11 protein-coding genes are annotated in these 12,843 nt (G+C 65.5%); 5 read left to right on the plus strand and 6 right to left on the minus strand.

The window, feature by feature from the left end:
- Window position 1: 1 nt before the first annotated feature.
- Window positions 2-3,076 carry a WG repeat-containing protein gene (locus API01S_RS13260; protein ID WP_084802422.1) on the minus strand — a complete coding sequence of 1,025 codons (3,075 nt, stop codon included), beginning with the start codon at window positions 3,074-3,076 and terminating at the stop codon, window positions 2-4.
- 344 nt (window positions 3,077-3,420) lie between these two features.
- On the opposite strand from API01S_RS13260, the gene API01S_RS13265 reads away from it, so the two are divergent.
- Complete coding sequence (locus API01S_RS13265; protein ID WP_061304748.1) at window positions 3,421-4,665, plus strand: MFS transporter; 1,245 nt, start codon at window positions 3,421-3,423, stop codon at window positions 4,663-4,665.
- A gap of 3 nt (window positions 4,666-4,668) precedes the next feature.
- Here the strand turns inward: API01S_RS13265 and API01S_RS13270 are convergent, their stop codons facing one another.
- Window positions 4,669-5,049, minus strand: a complete 381-nt coding sequence (locus API01S_RS13270) for a cupin domain-containing protein (RefSeq protein ID WP_061305552.1) — start codon at window positions 5,047-5,049, stop codon at window positions 4,669-4,671.
- Window positions 5,050-5,648: 599 nt separating this feature from the next.
- Between API01S_RS13270 and API01S_RS13275 the strand changes: the two genes are divergently transcribed.
- Together API01S_RS13275 and API01S_RS13280 are read left to right on the plus strand one after the other, a co-directional pair.
- The gene (locus API01S_RS13275) at window positions 5,649-5,888 is read left to right on the plus strand and encodes an Arm DNA-binding domain-containing protein (RefSeq protein ID WP_039883656.1); all 240 of its coding nucleotides are present in this window, start codon (window positions 5,649-5,651) and stop codon (window positions 5,886-5,888) included.
- The gene (locus API01S_RS13280; RefSeq protein WP_061304750.1) at window positions 5,885-6,448 is read left to right on the plus strand and encodes an ureidoglycolate lyase; all 564 of its coding nucleotides are present in this window, start codon (window positions 5,885-5,887) and stop codon (window positions 6,446-6,448) included. Before API01S_RS13275 ends, API01S_RS13280 begins: the two co-directional genes overlap by 4 nt.
- 31 nt (window positions 6,449-6,479) lie before the next feature.
- Here the strand turns inward: API01S_RS13280 and API01S_RS13285 are convergent, their stop codons facing one another.
- Window positions 6,480-7,073, minus strand: a complete 594-nt coding sequence (locus API01S_RS13285) for a hypothetical protein (RefSeq protein WP_061304752.1) — start codon at window positions 7,071-7,073, stop codon at window positions 6,480-6,482.
- Between the two features lie 173 nt (window positions 7,074-7,246).
- On the opposite strand from API01S_RS13285, the gene API01S_RS13290 reads away from it, so the two are divergent.
- Both API01S_RS13290 and API01S_RS13295 read left to right on the plus strand, forming a co-directional pair.
- On the plus strand, window positions 7,247-8,719 hold the full coding sequence (locus tag API01S_RS13290; protein ID WP_061304753.1) for a DUF1254 domain-containing protein: 1,473 nt from the start codon (window positions 7,247-7,249) through the stop codon (window positions 8,717-8,719).
- Between the two features lie 4 nt (window positions 8,720-8,723).
- Window positions 8,724-9,653 (plus strand): LysR family transcriptional regulator, encoded by a 930-nt coding sequence (locus API01S_RS13295; protein WP_061304754.1) that lies wholly within the window; start codon window positions 8,724-8,726, stop codon window positions 9,651-9,653.
- An 89-nt stretch (window positions 9,654-9,742) separates the two neighbouring features.
- Here the strand turns inward: API01S_RS13295 and API01S_RS13300 are convergent, their stop codons facing one another.
- Genes API01S_RS13300 through API01S_RS13310 form a run of 3 tightly spaced genes read right to left on the minus strand, consistent with a single transcriptional unit; the run spans window position 9,743 to window position 12,743 of the window.
- The gene (locus API01S_RS13300; RefSeq protein WP_050728617.1) at window positions 9,743-10,546 is read right to left on the minus strand and encodes an SDR family oxidoreductase; all 804 of its coding nucleotides are present in this window, start codon (window positions 10,544-10,546) and stop codon (window positions 9,743-9,745) included.
- 19 nt (window positions 10,547-10,565) lie between these two features.
- Window positions 10,566-11,765 carry an ABC transporter substrate-binding protein gene (locus tag API01S_RS13305; RefSeq protein ID WP_006215960.1) on the minus strand — a complete coding sequence of 400 codons (1,200 nt, stop codon included), beginning with the start codon at window positions 11,763-11,765 and terminating at the stop codon, window positions 10,566-10,568.
- A 42-nt stretch (window positions 11,766-11,807) separates the two neighbouring features.
- On the minus strand, window positions 11,808-12,743 hold the full coding sequence (locus API01S_RS13310) for a beta-keto acid cleavage family enzyme (protein ID WP_050728618.1): 936 nt from the start codon (window positions 12,741-12,743) through the stop codon (window positions 11,808-11,810).
- Window positions 12,744-12,843: the final 100 nt, after the last annotated feature.

Here is a 12,843-nt window from a genome sequence, read left to right on the forward strand (position 1 = left end):
GTCATTCTGCTTTGGCGGAGTCTAGGGCGGGCGGATCGATGCGCGTCGCATCGGAGCAGGTCAGCGCTTCACGCGGCCAGCTCTGCTTTTCTTCCGCGTCGAAGATCACGATCTGGTCGCACAGCACGCCGAACGTGGTGGTGGTCTTGCCGCGCGTGTCGATGAATTCGACCAGGTGGTCGTGGAACACCATGGCGCGTTCGTCCTGGAAGTCTTGCGCCCACGTGTAGGCGGGCGGGATGGCGTAGCGGCCGCTCAGGTCGATGTAGCCGTACAGCTTGCCCGTGCGGTCCAGGCGCTGGGCCCGCGCCAGCCCGTGTTTCAGCGGGCCCAGTTGACTGAAGTGCGCGCCCACGATGCGCTTGCCCGCCGCATTCATGAAGCCGTACTTGCCGTAGTTTTCGCTATAGGGAACCACGCCTTCGCTGGCATGGTTGTATTCCACCGGATAGCGATTGGGCAGGCGCGCGACTTCGCGGCCTTGCAGGTCCGTCATCACGCTGGTGGACGAGCTGTCGTCATTGAACAGCACGCGCTGCATGGACGCCAGCGGGAAGCCGTCGCCGCGTTGCGCCAGCACGGTCTTGCCGTGCTGGTCGATCACGCGGTAGCCGCTACCCAGGTTCGCGCGCGCCAGCCCTTCGGGCTGCACGAAGAAGGGATTGAATTCGCCATACAGCGCGGGCACTTGCAGGTTGCCGCGCGCATCGATGGCGCCTTCGCGTTCGTCCTGGCGCACGATCAGCCAGTCGCCATGCTGCTCTTTGCTTTCGGGCCGGCCATCGGAAATCTTCGTGGCGCGGCCTTGCGCGTCAAACAGCACGGCGCTGCCATCGGCCAGCTCACCGATGTAGCGGCCGTCCCGCAGCTTGTCCGGCTTGCCGTAGATGGTGTCGCTGCGCTTGCCCGTGCGCAGGTTGACCATCTGGTACGGGCTTTGTCCGTAGCGGCCGGCCAGGCCCTTCCCTTGCGGGTCCGGCACCAGCATGAAGCCCTGGCCCAGATATTCCATCTCGTAGGCGCTGTCATAGGTGGCGGGAATGACCCACTTGCCCTCGCGGTTGACGAGGCCCCAGCGGTCCTTGTGTGCAACGCGCGCCCAGTCGTCCTCGAAGTCCTCGATGCGATCGAATTCAGGCTTCAGGGCGGGCGCGGCCTGGCGGATATTCCACAGGCCCCAGCGGCGCTCGCGATTCTCGTCGGGCGAGCGATAGACAATCAGATCGCCGTCCAGGCCGGAGGCCGCCGCGCTGACCTCGTCCGGCACGCGCACCGGTTTGCCGGTCGCATCGATCAGCACGGCGTCGTGGCGCAGCATGTCGCGCGTGCGCGCCCAGGTGTAGGCGCCCTTGAAGGGCCGCATGTCGCTGTATTCAGGCGGTACGGCCCATGCGCCCTGGCCGTCGATGGCGCCCACCTTGTCGTGCGATGCGCGCACCAGCAGAGGCATCGTCACGTCATAGGTGTCGATGTTTTGCCACTCCGGGTTCGACACGATCTTGCCGGCGGATGTCAGGATCGCAAGCGGCTGTTCGCCGTTGTTCGAGCGCAGCAGGGCCAGCGGCAGGGTCGGGTCGCCGGACGTGCGTCCCGCCGTCTTGCGCGGCGAAAACGGGCTGGGGTCATAGGCCCGCAGGCGCGTGACGGTGTCGGCGTCCAGCAAGGGTTTGCCGTCGGCGGCGAACACCTGCATGAGCGCGCCGTCGGCGCTGACCGCGATGGCGGCGGCCGGGACGGCCTCATCCGTGCTGGCCATGTCGGCCACTTCCGCGTCCGCTGCCGCGACGGCTACGTCTGCCGTTTCGGCGGTGTCGGTGATGACGGTGGCGCTGTCGGCCGCCGCCTCGTCTGCCGGCTTGGACGCATCGGACGCATACGTGCCAGCGGCATCGGCCACTGCGTCGGAGGCGTAGGCTTCGGCGGCGATATCCACATTGCCATCCGACGCTTCAACCGCGACGGGTGCTTCGTCGGGCGCGGCCTGGGCCGCTGCATCGACCGCTGCATCGGCCGGCATGCCGAACACCCATGCACGGCCGTGGACGATGTCGACGCGGCCCTCGCGCACCGCCAGCTTCTGCATCGTGCCGTTGGGGCTGATGAGCAGCGTCGTCGCGGCGTCGGACAGGTAGCGCCAGCCATCGCGTTCCTGCACGCCCATGTACGACGCGGTGAACGTATGCAGCGGCTTGAGGCTGCCGTCCAGCAAGATCGATTTGCCCTCGCCCGTCGTCGCCAGCCAGCGGCCGGCCGCCAACCACCGCACTCGCTCGTAGCCGGCGTCTGAAATGGCTTCGCCGCGCGGATTCACGAACGTCCACTTTTCGTCGCGGCGCACGGCCACCACGTCGCCATCGCGCATGGGCGCCTCGCGCGAACGCAGCACCTGCGGCGTCAGCGACCAGCGGCCTTGCGCATCCAGCAAGCCCCACCAGCCGGAATAGCGCGACCCACGCACTTGCGCGGGCAGGTAGCCGGCCGACGGCGGGGCCAGCATCATCACGCCTTCGGGCAGTTCGGTGGCCGAGCCGGTTGCGGTGTTGATCAGTCGCGGCGGCGTGGGCACTTCCATCGACGCCAGCTTCTGGCCGGGCAGGAAGCCCCAGGTCCGCGTGCCCAGCGCAAACGTCTTGAGCACCTTGCCCTGGCGGTCGATCAGCACGTCATGCTCGCCGTCTTCCACCAGCGCCGTGCCTTCGGCGTTGAACCCCGTGGCGGTGCCGAAGCGCGGCTTGATGGCCCATTGGCCTCGGGTGTCGATGTAGCCCCACACGCCACCCTGGCTGACGGCGGCCAGGCCGTTTTGAAACGGTCTGGCTTCCTCGTAGGCGGGCGCGACGGCCATGCGCCCCTGCTTGTCGATATAGCCCCATGCGCCGGCCTCGTCGTTGCGCGAGCCGGTCAGCACGGCGGCCAGGCCTTCGCTGAAGGACTGGTGGCAGACCGTGTCCGAGCCCTGACCGTAGTAGCTGGTGGTGCAGGGGTCCATCCAGGAATCGGCGTGCGCTGCGCCAGGCAGGGCAGGCAAGGCGAACGCCACTGCCAGCACCAACGGTTTGATCGCGGTCCGCATCATGCGAACACTCGGGCAGGGGCCGCGAAAGAAGGGAAGCCAAGCCGGACGTGCCACATGGTCTTATGCCTTGCCAAAGAATGCGAAGGCAGCACTGTAACCAGCAGTAGCAGCCAAACAAGGGGCAAATGTAACGATAGAAAACGAACCGTTAACAGTCGGGCTCGCGTGCGCTCGGCCTGGCTTGAGCCACGGCTGCGTTACGTGCGCGCAGGCGGTCGCTACGCATTCCCATGCCGCATGCAGCCGGCAAAAAATAATTGCTTGAAGGCAGGGCGCGGCGCTTCTGTAATAGAGCCGCGATGCCCGCCTTGTCCGGGCGCTGCCGCCGCCCTCGGAGGTTCACCATGTCAGCCCCGCTTGCCCCGTCTTCTCCCGATGCTTCGCGCTTGTGGCTGCTGGTGCTTGCCGGCGGCATCATCATGGGCCTGGCGCTGGGCGTGCGCCACGTGCAGGGCCTGTTCCTGTTGCCCGTGTCGATGGACCGGGGCTGGAGCCGCGACACCTTCGCGATGGCGCTGGCCGTGCAGAACCTGACATGGGGCATCGCGCAGCCGTTTACCGGCATGGTGGCCGACCGGTATGGATCGGCCAAGGTCATCGCGATCGGGTTGGTGTTCTACGCGCTGGGTCTCTTCGGCATGGCGCACGCCACGACGCCCATGGCCTTCATGCTGACAGCGGGCGTATGCATCGGCATCGCGCTGTCCGGCACGGCGTTCGCCGCGATCTACGGGGCCTTGAGCCGGCTGGCGCCGCCCGAGCGCCGGGGGTGGGCGCTGGGTGTGGCGGGTGCGGTGGGCGGCCTGGGCCAATTCGCCATGGTGCCGGCCGCGCAGTGGCTGATCGGCGGATCGGGCTGGGTCAGCGCCTTGCTGATGTTCGCGGTGGCGATGGCGCTCATGCTGCCGCTGGCCCGCCCGCTACGCGAACCCGCAAGCGCGACGCGCGACCCTGCTGCGCCGGACGCCAGCCTGTCCTTGCGCGATGCCATCGGCGAAGCCTTCACGCGGCCGGGCTTCTGGTTGCTGAACCTGGGATTCCTGGCTTGTGGTTTCCAGTTGGCGTTCATCGGCACGCACCTGCCCGCCTACCTGATGGACAAGGGCCTGCACGCGCGCGACGCCGTGGCGGCGCTGGCCATCATCGCGTTGACGAATGTGATGGGCACCTACGTCTGCGGCGTGCTGGGCGCGCGGCATCGCCGCAAATATCTGCTTGCCGGTATCTACCTGGTGCGTACAGCGGCCATCGCGCTGTTCCTGCTGCTGCCCTTGTCCACCTGGACCGTCTACGCCTTCGCCGCGATCATGGGCTTCGTCTGGCTGGGCACCGTGCCGCTTACCAATGGCCTGATCTCGCAGGTGTTCGGCGTGCGCTACATCACGACGCTGTTCGGCTTCGTGTTCTTCGGCCACCAACTGGGCTCGTTCCTGGGCGTGTGGCTGGGCGGCGTGGTGTTCGAGGCAACGCGGTCCTATGACCTGATCTGGATCGGCGCGATGGCGCTGGGCGTGTTGTCGGCCCTGCTGCACTGGCCCATCGACGACCGCCAGATCCTGCGAGTGCGAACCGCCAGCGCGCCCGGATAGCGGCTATACGGGCCGGTGCTGCGTGCCCGCGCCCATCGTGATGTGCAGCATGCGACAGGGCTCGATCACCTTGACCGTATGCCAAGCGCCCTTCGGAATGACATAAGCGTCATCAGCCTGCATCTTCACGACTTGCACGCCGGTCGCCCATTCCAGATGCAGTTCGGCCGCGCCCGACATCAGGCGCACGATCTCGTCGGCCTCGGGGTGCATTTCCCATTGCGGCCAATCGTTGGCAAAGCGATATTCCGACACCAGCCAACCCCGCCCGTAGCGGTCCAGCTCGTCGGGCGGCAGCGACCAGAAGGCGTCGCCGCCCTTCACGGTGCTGGCACTGCCGGTGGCGTCCAGCAGGACGTAATGCGATGACAGATTGGTAGTCATGTTGCGCATCCTTATGGGGGTGTCGATGAAGTTCAGGTTTCGATATCACGGCCAAATAAAGAGTCAGGCCAGATCTGAGCCGCGCAGGCCAAATTTGGCTCGCCGTAAGGCGTTGATTTTCAACCGCATATTGTTAGCCGAGCCAGTTCTGGCCCATATCTTTGCGAAAAACAGCGGTTTCCGGGATACCTGTCGCAAACGCTGCATCGGGTGTTTGCGGCGGTTGTCGGGCAAGCCATTGATTTGAGGGCAAAAGGTTTTTCATTTCAAGCTTTGGCACGGATGTTGCATTAGTCGTTGGCAGCGCTTCTTCCCCACGAAGCTTCTGGCCACTACGGCCATCACGATGACGATTTGGGAATCGACATGCCTACTCCCGCCTACATCAGCCGCCATGGCCTATCGCAAGATCACGTGGACGCACGAGATCGCTGGAACGGAAGCCTCTGACGACCGGCGCAAACCGCTGGAAAGCTAAGGCAGGCCACGCCGGGGTTGCGCAGTTGATCGCGCGCCGCCCCGGCGTTTCACTACTGCGTCATTTTTGTCATCGCGTAGCGTTTATCATGTCGCCCAACACCAACATCATGGGGAAGGCGATGAGCCAGGGATTCGAAGGCGTCCGGCCTGCGTCGGAATCGTCCATCGAGATCGGCTTCTTTTACGATGGCCGGCACTGCGTGGAACGCATCCGCGTCAAGCCTACGGCCGCCAACCTCAAGCGTGCCGCCGATCGGCGCGCCGCCATTGTTGAAGCCATCGCGCGCGGCGATTTCGATTACGCCGCCGAATTTCCCAAACGCGGCACGCCGCCCAAGCCATCACAGGGTTCTGCATGACGAGCGACCAGCAGTTGGAAGTCAATGATCTGACGCCGCAGGCATTCACGCCGTATGGCTGGATGCTGGGCAAGCCGATTCCCGATGGCAACGGGGTGCCGTTGTTCTCGAACAGCGCAACCGATTTCTGGCAGGAACACCTGTTCAACACCGGTGGCGGCGGCGATGCCGAACTGCTGTGGGTCAATTACCGCAGCCAGTCCACCGAGGTCGCCAGCCTGGAAAAGCACTTGCTGACGCAGCAGGCCATCGTGCCGCTGACCGGCGTCATCATTCAAGTGGTGGCATCCAGCACCGCCGACGGCAGCCCCGACCTGGACACGCTTGCCGCTTTTCGCGTGCCGCCAGGGCAGGGCATCTGCATGCGGCCCGGATGCTGGCATGCGACGCGCGTGGCCGATGCACAGGTGAGCTGCCTGATGCTGACGCGCCGCTCCACCACGCTGGACCTGATCCAGCATCTGACTACCGATGCGCGCGCCACCGAAAGCGCCATCGTCTCGATCCCGCCGCGCCAACTGGAAGACCTGGCGCAGCGCGAACAGCCGGTCGATGCCTGAGCGCCACGGGCGCGCTCGCGCGTGCCCGCGCTCAGTCAGCTTCGCTGCACGCAACGCCCAGGCGCGCGAATAGCGGCCACTTGTTGCGATAGCCGTCCGACCAGATCATCGACGCATAGGCCGCGAAGGGCGCGTGCACCGTGTGTACGGCGATGTGCGCGGCGGCGGCGGCGTCCTTCGGGCAGAAGGGCTGGCCCGCCGTGGGATAGAGATCGCCTTCCCACACGGCGCGGCCGCAATGCTCGCAAAAATTGGTCCATTGGCCGTGGGCGTCCGGGTCCGGCCGCAGTGCCGGGGCGGCGTCGCCCAAGGTTTGCGCCACGTCAGCCGACAACATGCCCAGTTGCGACAGCAGCGCGGGGCCGTCTATGCATTGCCAGGCCGCCGGCCGGAACAGCCAGTCTCGAAAGGCCAGCGGGTCCAGCCCGGTGCTGGCGCCATCGTCATCCAGCTCGATGTCGGCGTCGGTGCTTTCGTAGCCCGGCGTCAGCGCCAGCGCGTATACGGGCGTGGCGCACTGGCAGTGGCGGCACGTGTGCGAGGTCCGCAAAACGATATAGGACGAGGCGCGCACATTTGGCTCTATGGCCGACGCGCTGCCGGGAACTGGGGTGTCGAGGTTCATGCCGTGTGTCGTTTTTGCGTAAGAACTGCGGTAAGCCGAGCCTTCTTCATTGCCGCGAAATATGCCAGAATCCCCCGGAATTTGCAGTCCTTGCTTCCCGGTAATTGCAGTCCTTGCCCGCGACGCTGCGCCAACAGGGCGTTGCCAACATCCGAACGTGTTGGAGCATATGTATGCGTGACCGCCACCTTAGCACCGGCTTGTCGTTCCAGGCCCGCCATCCTGCCGCGGCCTGGCTGGCCATTGTTGCGCTGGCCGTCGGCCTGGCGGGTTGCAGCTTCACGTCTCCCGATGAAGCAACGGGCTCGCAGTCGGTCGGCATTCATGGCGTCACCGCGCAGCAGGCGCGCAGCATCGCCAGCGAAGCCTATCTGTACGGCACGCCGATGGTCGCCAGCTACCAGTCCCTGTACGCCCTGTACCTGGACAAGAGCAGCCCCCAGTACAAAGGTCCGCCCAACACCATCACGAACGTGGCGCGGGTCTATACGCCTGACGACACCGCCGTCGCCACGCCCAATGCCGACACGCCTTATTCCTTCGCCATGCTGGACCTGCGCGCCGAGCCCGTCGTCATCAGCGTGCCGCCAATCGAAAAGCGGCGCTACTTCGTCCTGCAACTGACTGACCTGTACACGTACAACTTCGCCTATATCGGCAGCCGCGAAACCGGCAATGGCGGCGGGCACTTCCTGGTGGCCGGGCCGCGCTGGCAGGGCAAGGCGCCCAAAGGCATCACGCGCGTCATCAAGTCGGAAACCGAACTGGTCAGCCTCGTGGGCCGCACGCAGCTGTTCAATGCCGCCGACCTGGACAACGTCAAGGGCATCCAGGCGCGCTACAAGGTGCAGCCGCTGTCCTCGTTCACGAAGCGCGCAGCCCCACCCGCGCCCGCGCCCATCGACTGGATTGCGCCGGTGCCCCCGCACGAGATGCGCACCTCGCTTGAGTTCTACAACCAGCTGGCCTTTCTGCTTCAGTTTGCGCCCACGCACGCCACCGAGAAATGGTTGCGCGAACGGTTGGCCAGCATCCGCATCAAGCCGGGCCAACCCTATCCGGCTGACAAGTTGAATCCGTCGCTGCGGCGCGCGCTGCAAGAAGGCATGCATACCGCGCAAAACGACATCGACAAGAATCGCGCGGCGCTTGCCGGCAAGACCGATACGCTGTTTGGCGATCGCGCCAAGCTCAAGAACGATTACCTGTCGCGCGCCACCGGCACGCAGATCGGCATCGGCGCCAACAGCCGCGAAGAAGCGCTATACCCGGTGCTGGAAAAAGACAGCCGTGGGCAAGAGCTCGACGGCAAGTACTCATACACGATGCGCTTCGCGCCACGCAGCCTTCCCCCCGTGAACGCGTTCTGGTCCATGACGCTGTACCGGTTGCCCGAACAACTGCTGACGCCCAACCCGCTGGGCCGCTACCTCATCAATTCGTCCATGGCGTCCTCTTTGAAGAAAGATCCCGACGGCGGCGTCACGATCTACATCCAGGCCGATTCGCCTGGCAAGGGCAAGGAATCGAACTGGCTGCCCGCGCCCGCAGGCCCGTTCATGGTGACGATGCGCTATTACTGGCCCAAGCCGGCGCTGCTGGATGGCAAGTGGGTCACGCCTGAAATACAGCGCGTGGCGCGTTAGCGGTATGAAACGCAACTTCAACATCCACGATCTGCGCATCTTCTACACGGTGGTCATGACCGGGTCGACGCGTCAGGCCGCGCAGGTCATGAACCTGACGCAGCCGGCGATCAGCCACGCGGTCTCGCGCCTGGAAAGCGCGACCGGTGTGCAGTTGTTCGACCGTTCACACAAGACCCTGCGGCCGACGGAAGCCGGGCAGTACCTGTACACCGAAGCGAAGTTCGTGCTGGACGATCTGGTGCGCATCGACGAAGCGCTGCATAGCATCGAAAAATTCGGCGGGCGCGGCCTGCGGGTGGCCTCGTCGCCCGCGCTGGCGCTGGTCTACGCGCCGCAGGCCGTCAAGCGCTATCTGGACGAACACGGCAAGCGTCCCTTCTCGATCGACGTGGAATCCTCGGTGCAGGCCATCAGCGCCGTCGAAACCATGCGAGCGGATTTCGGCCTGGGCGCGGTGGGCCGCGACAGCCCGCGCCTGAACTTCACGCCGTTCCTGCGCACCGACGTCATGGCCATCGCGCATCGCGATCACCCGCTGGCGCGCCGCGACGTGGTCGCCGTGGCGGATATCTCGCCCGAAACCTTCGTCAAACCGCTCTGGTCCGACTACGTGGTGGCGCAGGGCGACATTACCGATTCCGACGCGCTGGACTCCAGCATGCAAGCGCACATGACGCTCGTGCCCGGCACGGTGCGCGCGGTGAAAGGCATCAGCATCGTAAACGCCATCTCGGCGTCCGACATCGTGTCCGTCTATCCCGATCTGGTGGCGTTGCCGCTGGCGTCGCGGCAGTGGTTCGAGTTCGTAATGATCACGCGGCGCGAAGCGCAGAACCAGGAATTGGCCGAACGGCTGCTGGACGCGCTGCACGCCACGGCGCAGGCGCGGCGTGCAGGCGTCTTCGCGGACACGATCCAGCTGATCGCGTAACGCGCAGGCGGGCGGCGTCACGCATGCGTACGGGCTGCGCGGGCCGCGTCACCTCCGTGTTCAGTCCGCGGTCTGCGCCACCTCCGTGTTCAGTCCTCGGGCGGCTGCCAGGGCAAGGACTGCAAGTCGCCATCGATGCTGATGGCCTGGCCGCTGACCATGGCGCCGAACGGGCTGGCCAGGAACAGCGCCATGTTGGCAATGTCGGCGGCGCGCACGAACTGCCGCAGGCTGACGCCGGACAATTCCAGCTTGGTCTCTTCCTCTACCGTCAGGCCCATCGCGCTGGCGCGCGCCGCAATCACGCGGTCGATGCGCGGCCCGGCCACCAGCCCCGGCAGCAAGGCGTTGACGCGGATGCCGTAGCTGCCCAGCTCCACCGCCAGCGAGCGCGTCAGCCCGATCACGCCCCATTTCGATGCGGCATAGGGGGTGCGCAAGGGCAGGCCCATGCGGCCCGCCACCGAACTGATGTTGATGATGGCGCCGCCGCCCGCCTCGCGCAGCGCGGGCACGGCGTGCCGGACCGTGTGAAATTGCGACGCCAGATTGATGTCCAGCGTGGCGGCCAGGTCGTCGGGCTGGATATCGGTGATGCCCGCCGTGGGGCCGGCAATGCCCGCGTTGTTCACCAGCACGTCCAGGCCGCCCAGGTGCGACAGCGCGGTGTCCATGTAGCGATCGATGTCTGCGCGGCTGCGCACGTCAGCGCGGCTATGGGCGTGGCGGCACTCGAACAGCGCGCCTTCGTCCACGTCGCAAACGTGTACGCGCGCGCCGCGCTCGGCGAACGCGTCGGCCAGCGCCGCGCCGATGCCGGCCGCGCCGGCGGTAACGATGACGCGGCGGCCGCTAAGGTCTACGGGCAGGGCAGTGAAGTCTTGCGGATTCATGCGGTTTCCTTGGAAAGCGTCATTGCGTCATCAGGCGGCACTTGGATTCCTGGGGCGAGGTATAGATCTCGTTGCCCGGAATTTTTGCGACCAGCTTGTAGTAGTCCCAAGGCCCCTTCGATTCGGCGGGCTTCTTGACCTGCATCAGGTACATGTCATGCACCAGCAGGCCGTCGGCGCGCACGGTCGCGTTCTGGGCAAAGAAGTCGTTTACCGGATTGGACTTCACCCACTTCATGATCGTGTCGCCGTCCGTCGTGCCGGTGGCTTTGACGGCGTTCAGGTAGGTGGTGGTGACCGAATAGTCGCCGGCTTGCAGCATCGACGGCTTCTTCTTCATGCGCTCTTCAAAGCGCGCCGCCCACTTGCGCGAAGCGTCGTCCTGATCCCAGTACCAGGCGGTCGTCAGGTACATGTCCTGCCCAGCGGCCAGGCCCAGTGCGTGGATGTCGGTGATCAGCACCAGCAGGCCCGCGATCTTCATCTTCGGCGTCAGGCCGAATTCGGCGGCGGCCTTCACGGCGTTGCTGGTGTCGTTGGCCGAGTTGGCCAGGCCCAGCACGGTGGCGCCCGAGGCTTGCGCCTGCAAAATGTACGACGAGAAGTCCGATGTGTTCAGCGGATGGCGCACGCGCCCCTTCACCTGGCCGCCGTTGGCCTGCACCACCGCCGACGCGTCGCGCTCCAGCGCGTGGCCGAAGGCGTGATCGACCGTCAGGAAGTACCAGTCCTTGTTGCCCTCCTTGAGCATCGCGCGTGCCGTGCCGCGCGATAGCGATACCGTGTCGTAGACGTAGTGCACGGTGTAAGGCGTGCACTGAGCGTTGGTCAGTTCCGACGCGCCCGCGCTGACTACAAAGAACGGCGTCTTCTTTTCTTCCGCCACCTTCGCCATGGCCAGCGCGGCGGCCGAGTTCGCGCCCGCGATCAGCATGTCGACGCCTTTCTGGTCCAGCCATTCGCGCGCGCGCGAAGAGGCGATGTCGGCGCGGTTCTGGTGGTCGGCCACCAGCACTTCGATCTTCTTGCCGGCCACCTCGCCGCCCATGTCCGCCACCGCCATCTTGATGGCTTCGGCCCCACCCGGCCCGTCCGCGTCGGCCGACAGGCCCGACATGTCGGTGATGAAGCCGATACGGATCACGCCGTCATCGGCCATCGCCGCGCCGCTGATCGCCAGCAATGCCGAGGCTACGGCCGCGTTCAAGATTTTTTTCATGGTTTGTCTCCCGCCTGGGTTGATGGTGTTGCCGTGCCGTCGTCAGAACGCGACGTTGTCCCGGCCTTTCAGTTGCAGGATCTGGCGCGCCTCGTCGGGCGTGGCGATGGTCAGCGACAGGTCCTCAAGAATGCGGCGGATGCGCCGCACCTGATCCGCGTTGGAATGCGCGAGTTCGCCCGGGCCGTCCCACAAGGAATCTTCCAGCCCCACGCGCACAAAGCCGCCCATCGTCGCGGCCATGGTGGCCAGCGGCGTCTGCTTGCGGCCGGCGGCCAGCACCGACCAGCGGTAGTCATCGCCAAACAGCCGGTCGGCCGTGCGGCGCATCATCATCACGTCTTCCGGATGCGTGCCGATGCCGCCGCGTATGCCAAAGACCGACTGAATCAAAAACGGCGGCTTGAGCAGCCCCTTGTCCACGAAATGCGCCGCCGTGTACAGATGCCCGATGTCGTAGCACTCGATCTCGAAGCGCGTGCCGTTGTCGTTGCAGGACGACAGGATGTGCTCGATATCCTTGAACGTGTTCTTGAAGATCAGGTCGTTGCTGCCTTCCAGATACGGGCGTTCCCAATCGTGCTTGAAGTCCTTGAAGCGCTCCAGCAGTTCGTACATGCCGAAGTTCATCGAACCCATGTTCAACGACGCGACCTCGGGCTTGAAGTGGGTGGCGGGCAGCATGCGTTCGCTGACCGGCAGCACCGGCGAGCCGCCCGTGGTGATGTTGATGACGACATCGCTGCCCGCCTTGATGCGCGGCAGAAACTGCGCGTACAGGGCCGGGTCCTGCGTGGGCCGGCCGGTTTCGGGATCGCGGGCGTGCAGGTGCACGATGGCCGCGCCCGCCTCGGCGGCCTCCAGCGCCGACTGAGCGATCTGGTCGGGCGTCACGGGCAGGTAGGGCGACATCGATGGCGTGTGCACCGAGCCGGTAATGGCGCACGTGATGATCACATTGCTCTTGGATTTTTTCATGGGCCTTGGACGCGTGATGTTTTATCGTGGCCCCGGCTGTCTCCTCCGGGTGCGGCCCATTCTGTCGCAGGCACCTGGCCTTGTCACCTGAACAGAAATT

It is taken from the genome of Achromobacter piechaudii NBRC 102461 (assembly GCF_001571245.1).
GTDB classification, from domain to species: Bacteria; Pseudomonadota; Gammaproteobacteria; order Burkholderiales; family Burkholderiaceae_B; genus Achromobacter; species Achromobacter piechaudii.

What these genes read in the sequence shown, in the direction of transcription:
- API01S_RS13290 (WP_061304753.1), top strand. Translation starts at nt 7,247, where the DNA reads ATGCGTGACCGCCACCTTAGCACCGGCTTGTCGTTCCAGGCCCGCCAT.
- API01S_RS13260 (WP_084802422.1), bottom strand. Translation starts at nt 3,076, where the DNA reads ATGATGCGGACCGCGATCAAACCGTTGGTGCTGGCAGTGGCGTTCGCC.
- API01S_RS13275 (WP_039883656.1), top strand. Translation starts at nt 5,649, where the DNA reads ATGAGCCAGGGATTCGAAGGCGTCCGGCCTGCGTCGGAATCGTCCATC.
- API01S_RS13280 (WP_061304750.1), top strand. Translation starts at nt 5,885, where the DNA reads ATGACGAGCGACCAGCAGTTGGAAGTCAATGATCTGACGCCGCAGGCA.
- API01S_RS13310 (WP_050728618.1), bottom strand. Translation starts at nt 12,743, where the DNA reads ATGAAAAAATCCAAGAGCAATGTGATCATCACGTGCGCCATTACCGGC.
- API01S_RS13265 (WP_061304748.1), top strand. Translation starts at nt 3,421, where the DNA reads ATGTCAGCCCCGCTTGCCCCGTCTTCTCCCGATGCTTCGCGCTTGTGG.
- API01S_RS13300 (WP_050728617.1), bottom strand. Translation starts at nt 10,546, where the DNA reads ATGAATCCGCAAGACTTCACTGCCCTGCCCGTAGACCTTAGCGGCCGC.
- API01S_RS13285 (WP_061304752.1), bottom strand. Translation starts at nt 7,073, where the DNA reads ATGAACCTCGACACCCCAGTTCCCGGCAGCGCGTCGGCCATAGAGCCA.
- API01S_RS13270 (WP_061305552.1), bottom strand. Translation starts at nt 5,049, where the DNA reads ATGACTACCAATCTGTCATCGCATTACGTCCTGCTGGACGCCACCGGC.
- API01S_RS13295 (WP_061304754.1), top strand. Translation starts at nt 8,724, where the DNA reads ATGAAACGCAACTTCAACATCCACGATCTGCGCATCTTCTACACGGTG.
- API01S_RS13305 (WP_006215960.1), bottom strand. Translation starts at nt 11,765, where the DNA reads ATGAAAAAAATCTTGAACGCGGCCGTAGCCTCGGCATTGCTGGCGATC.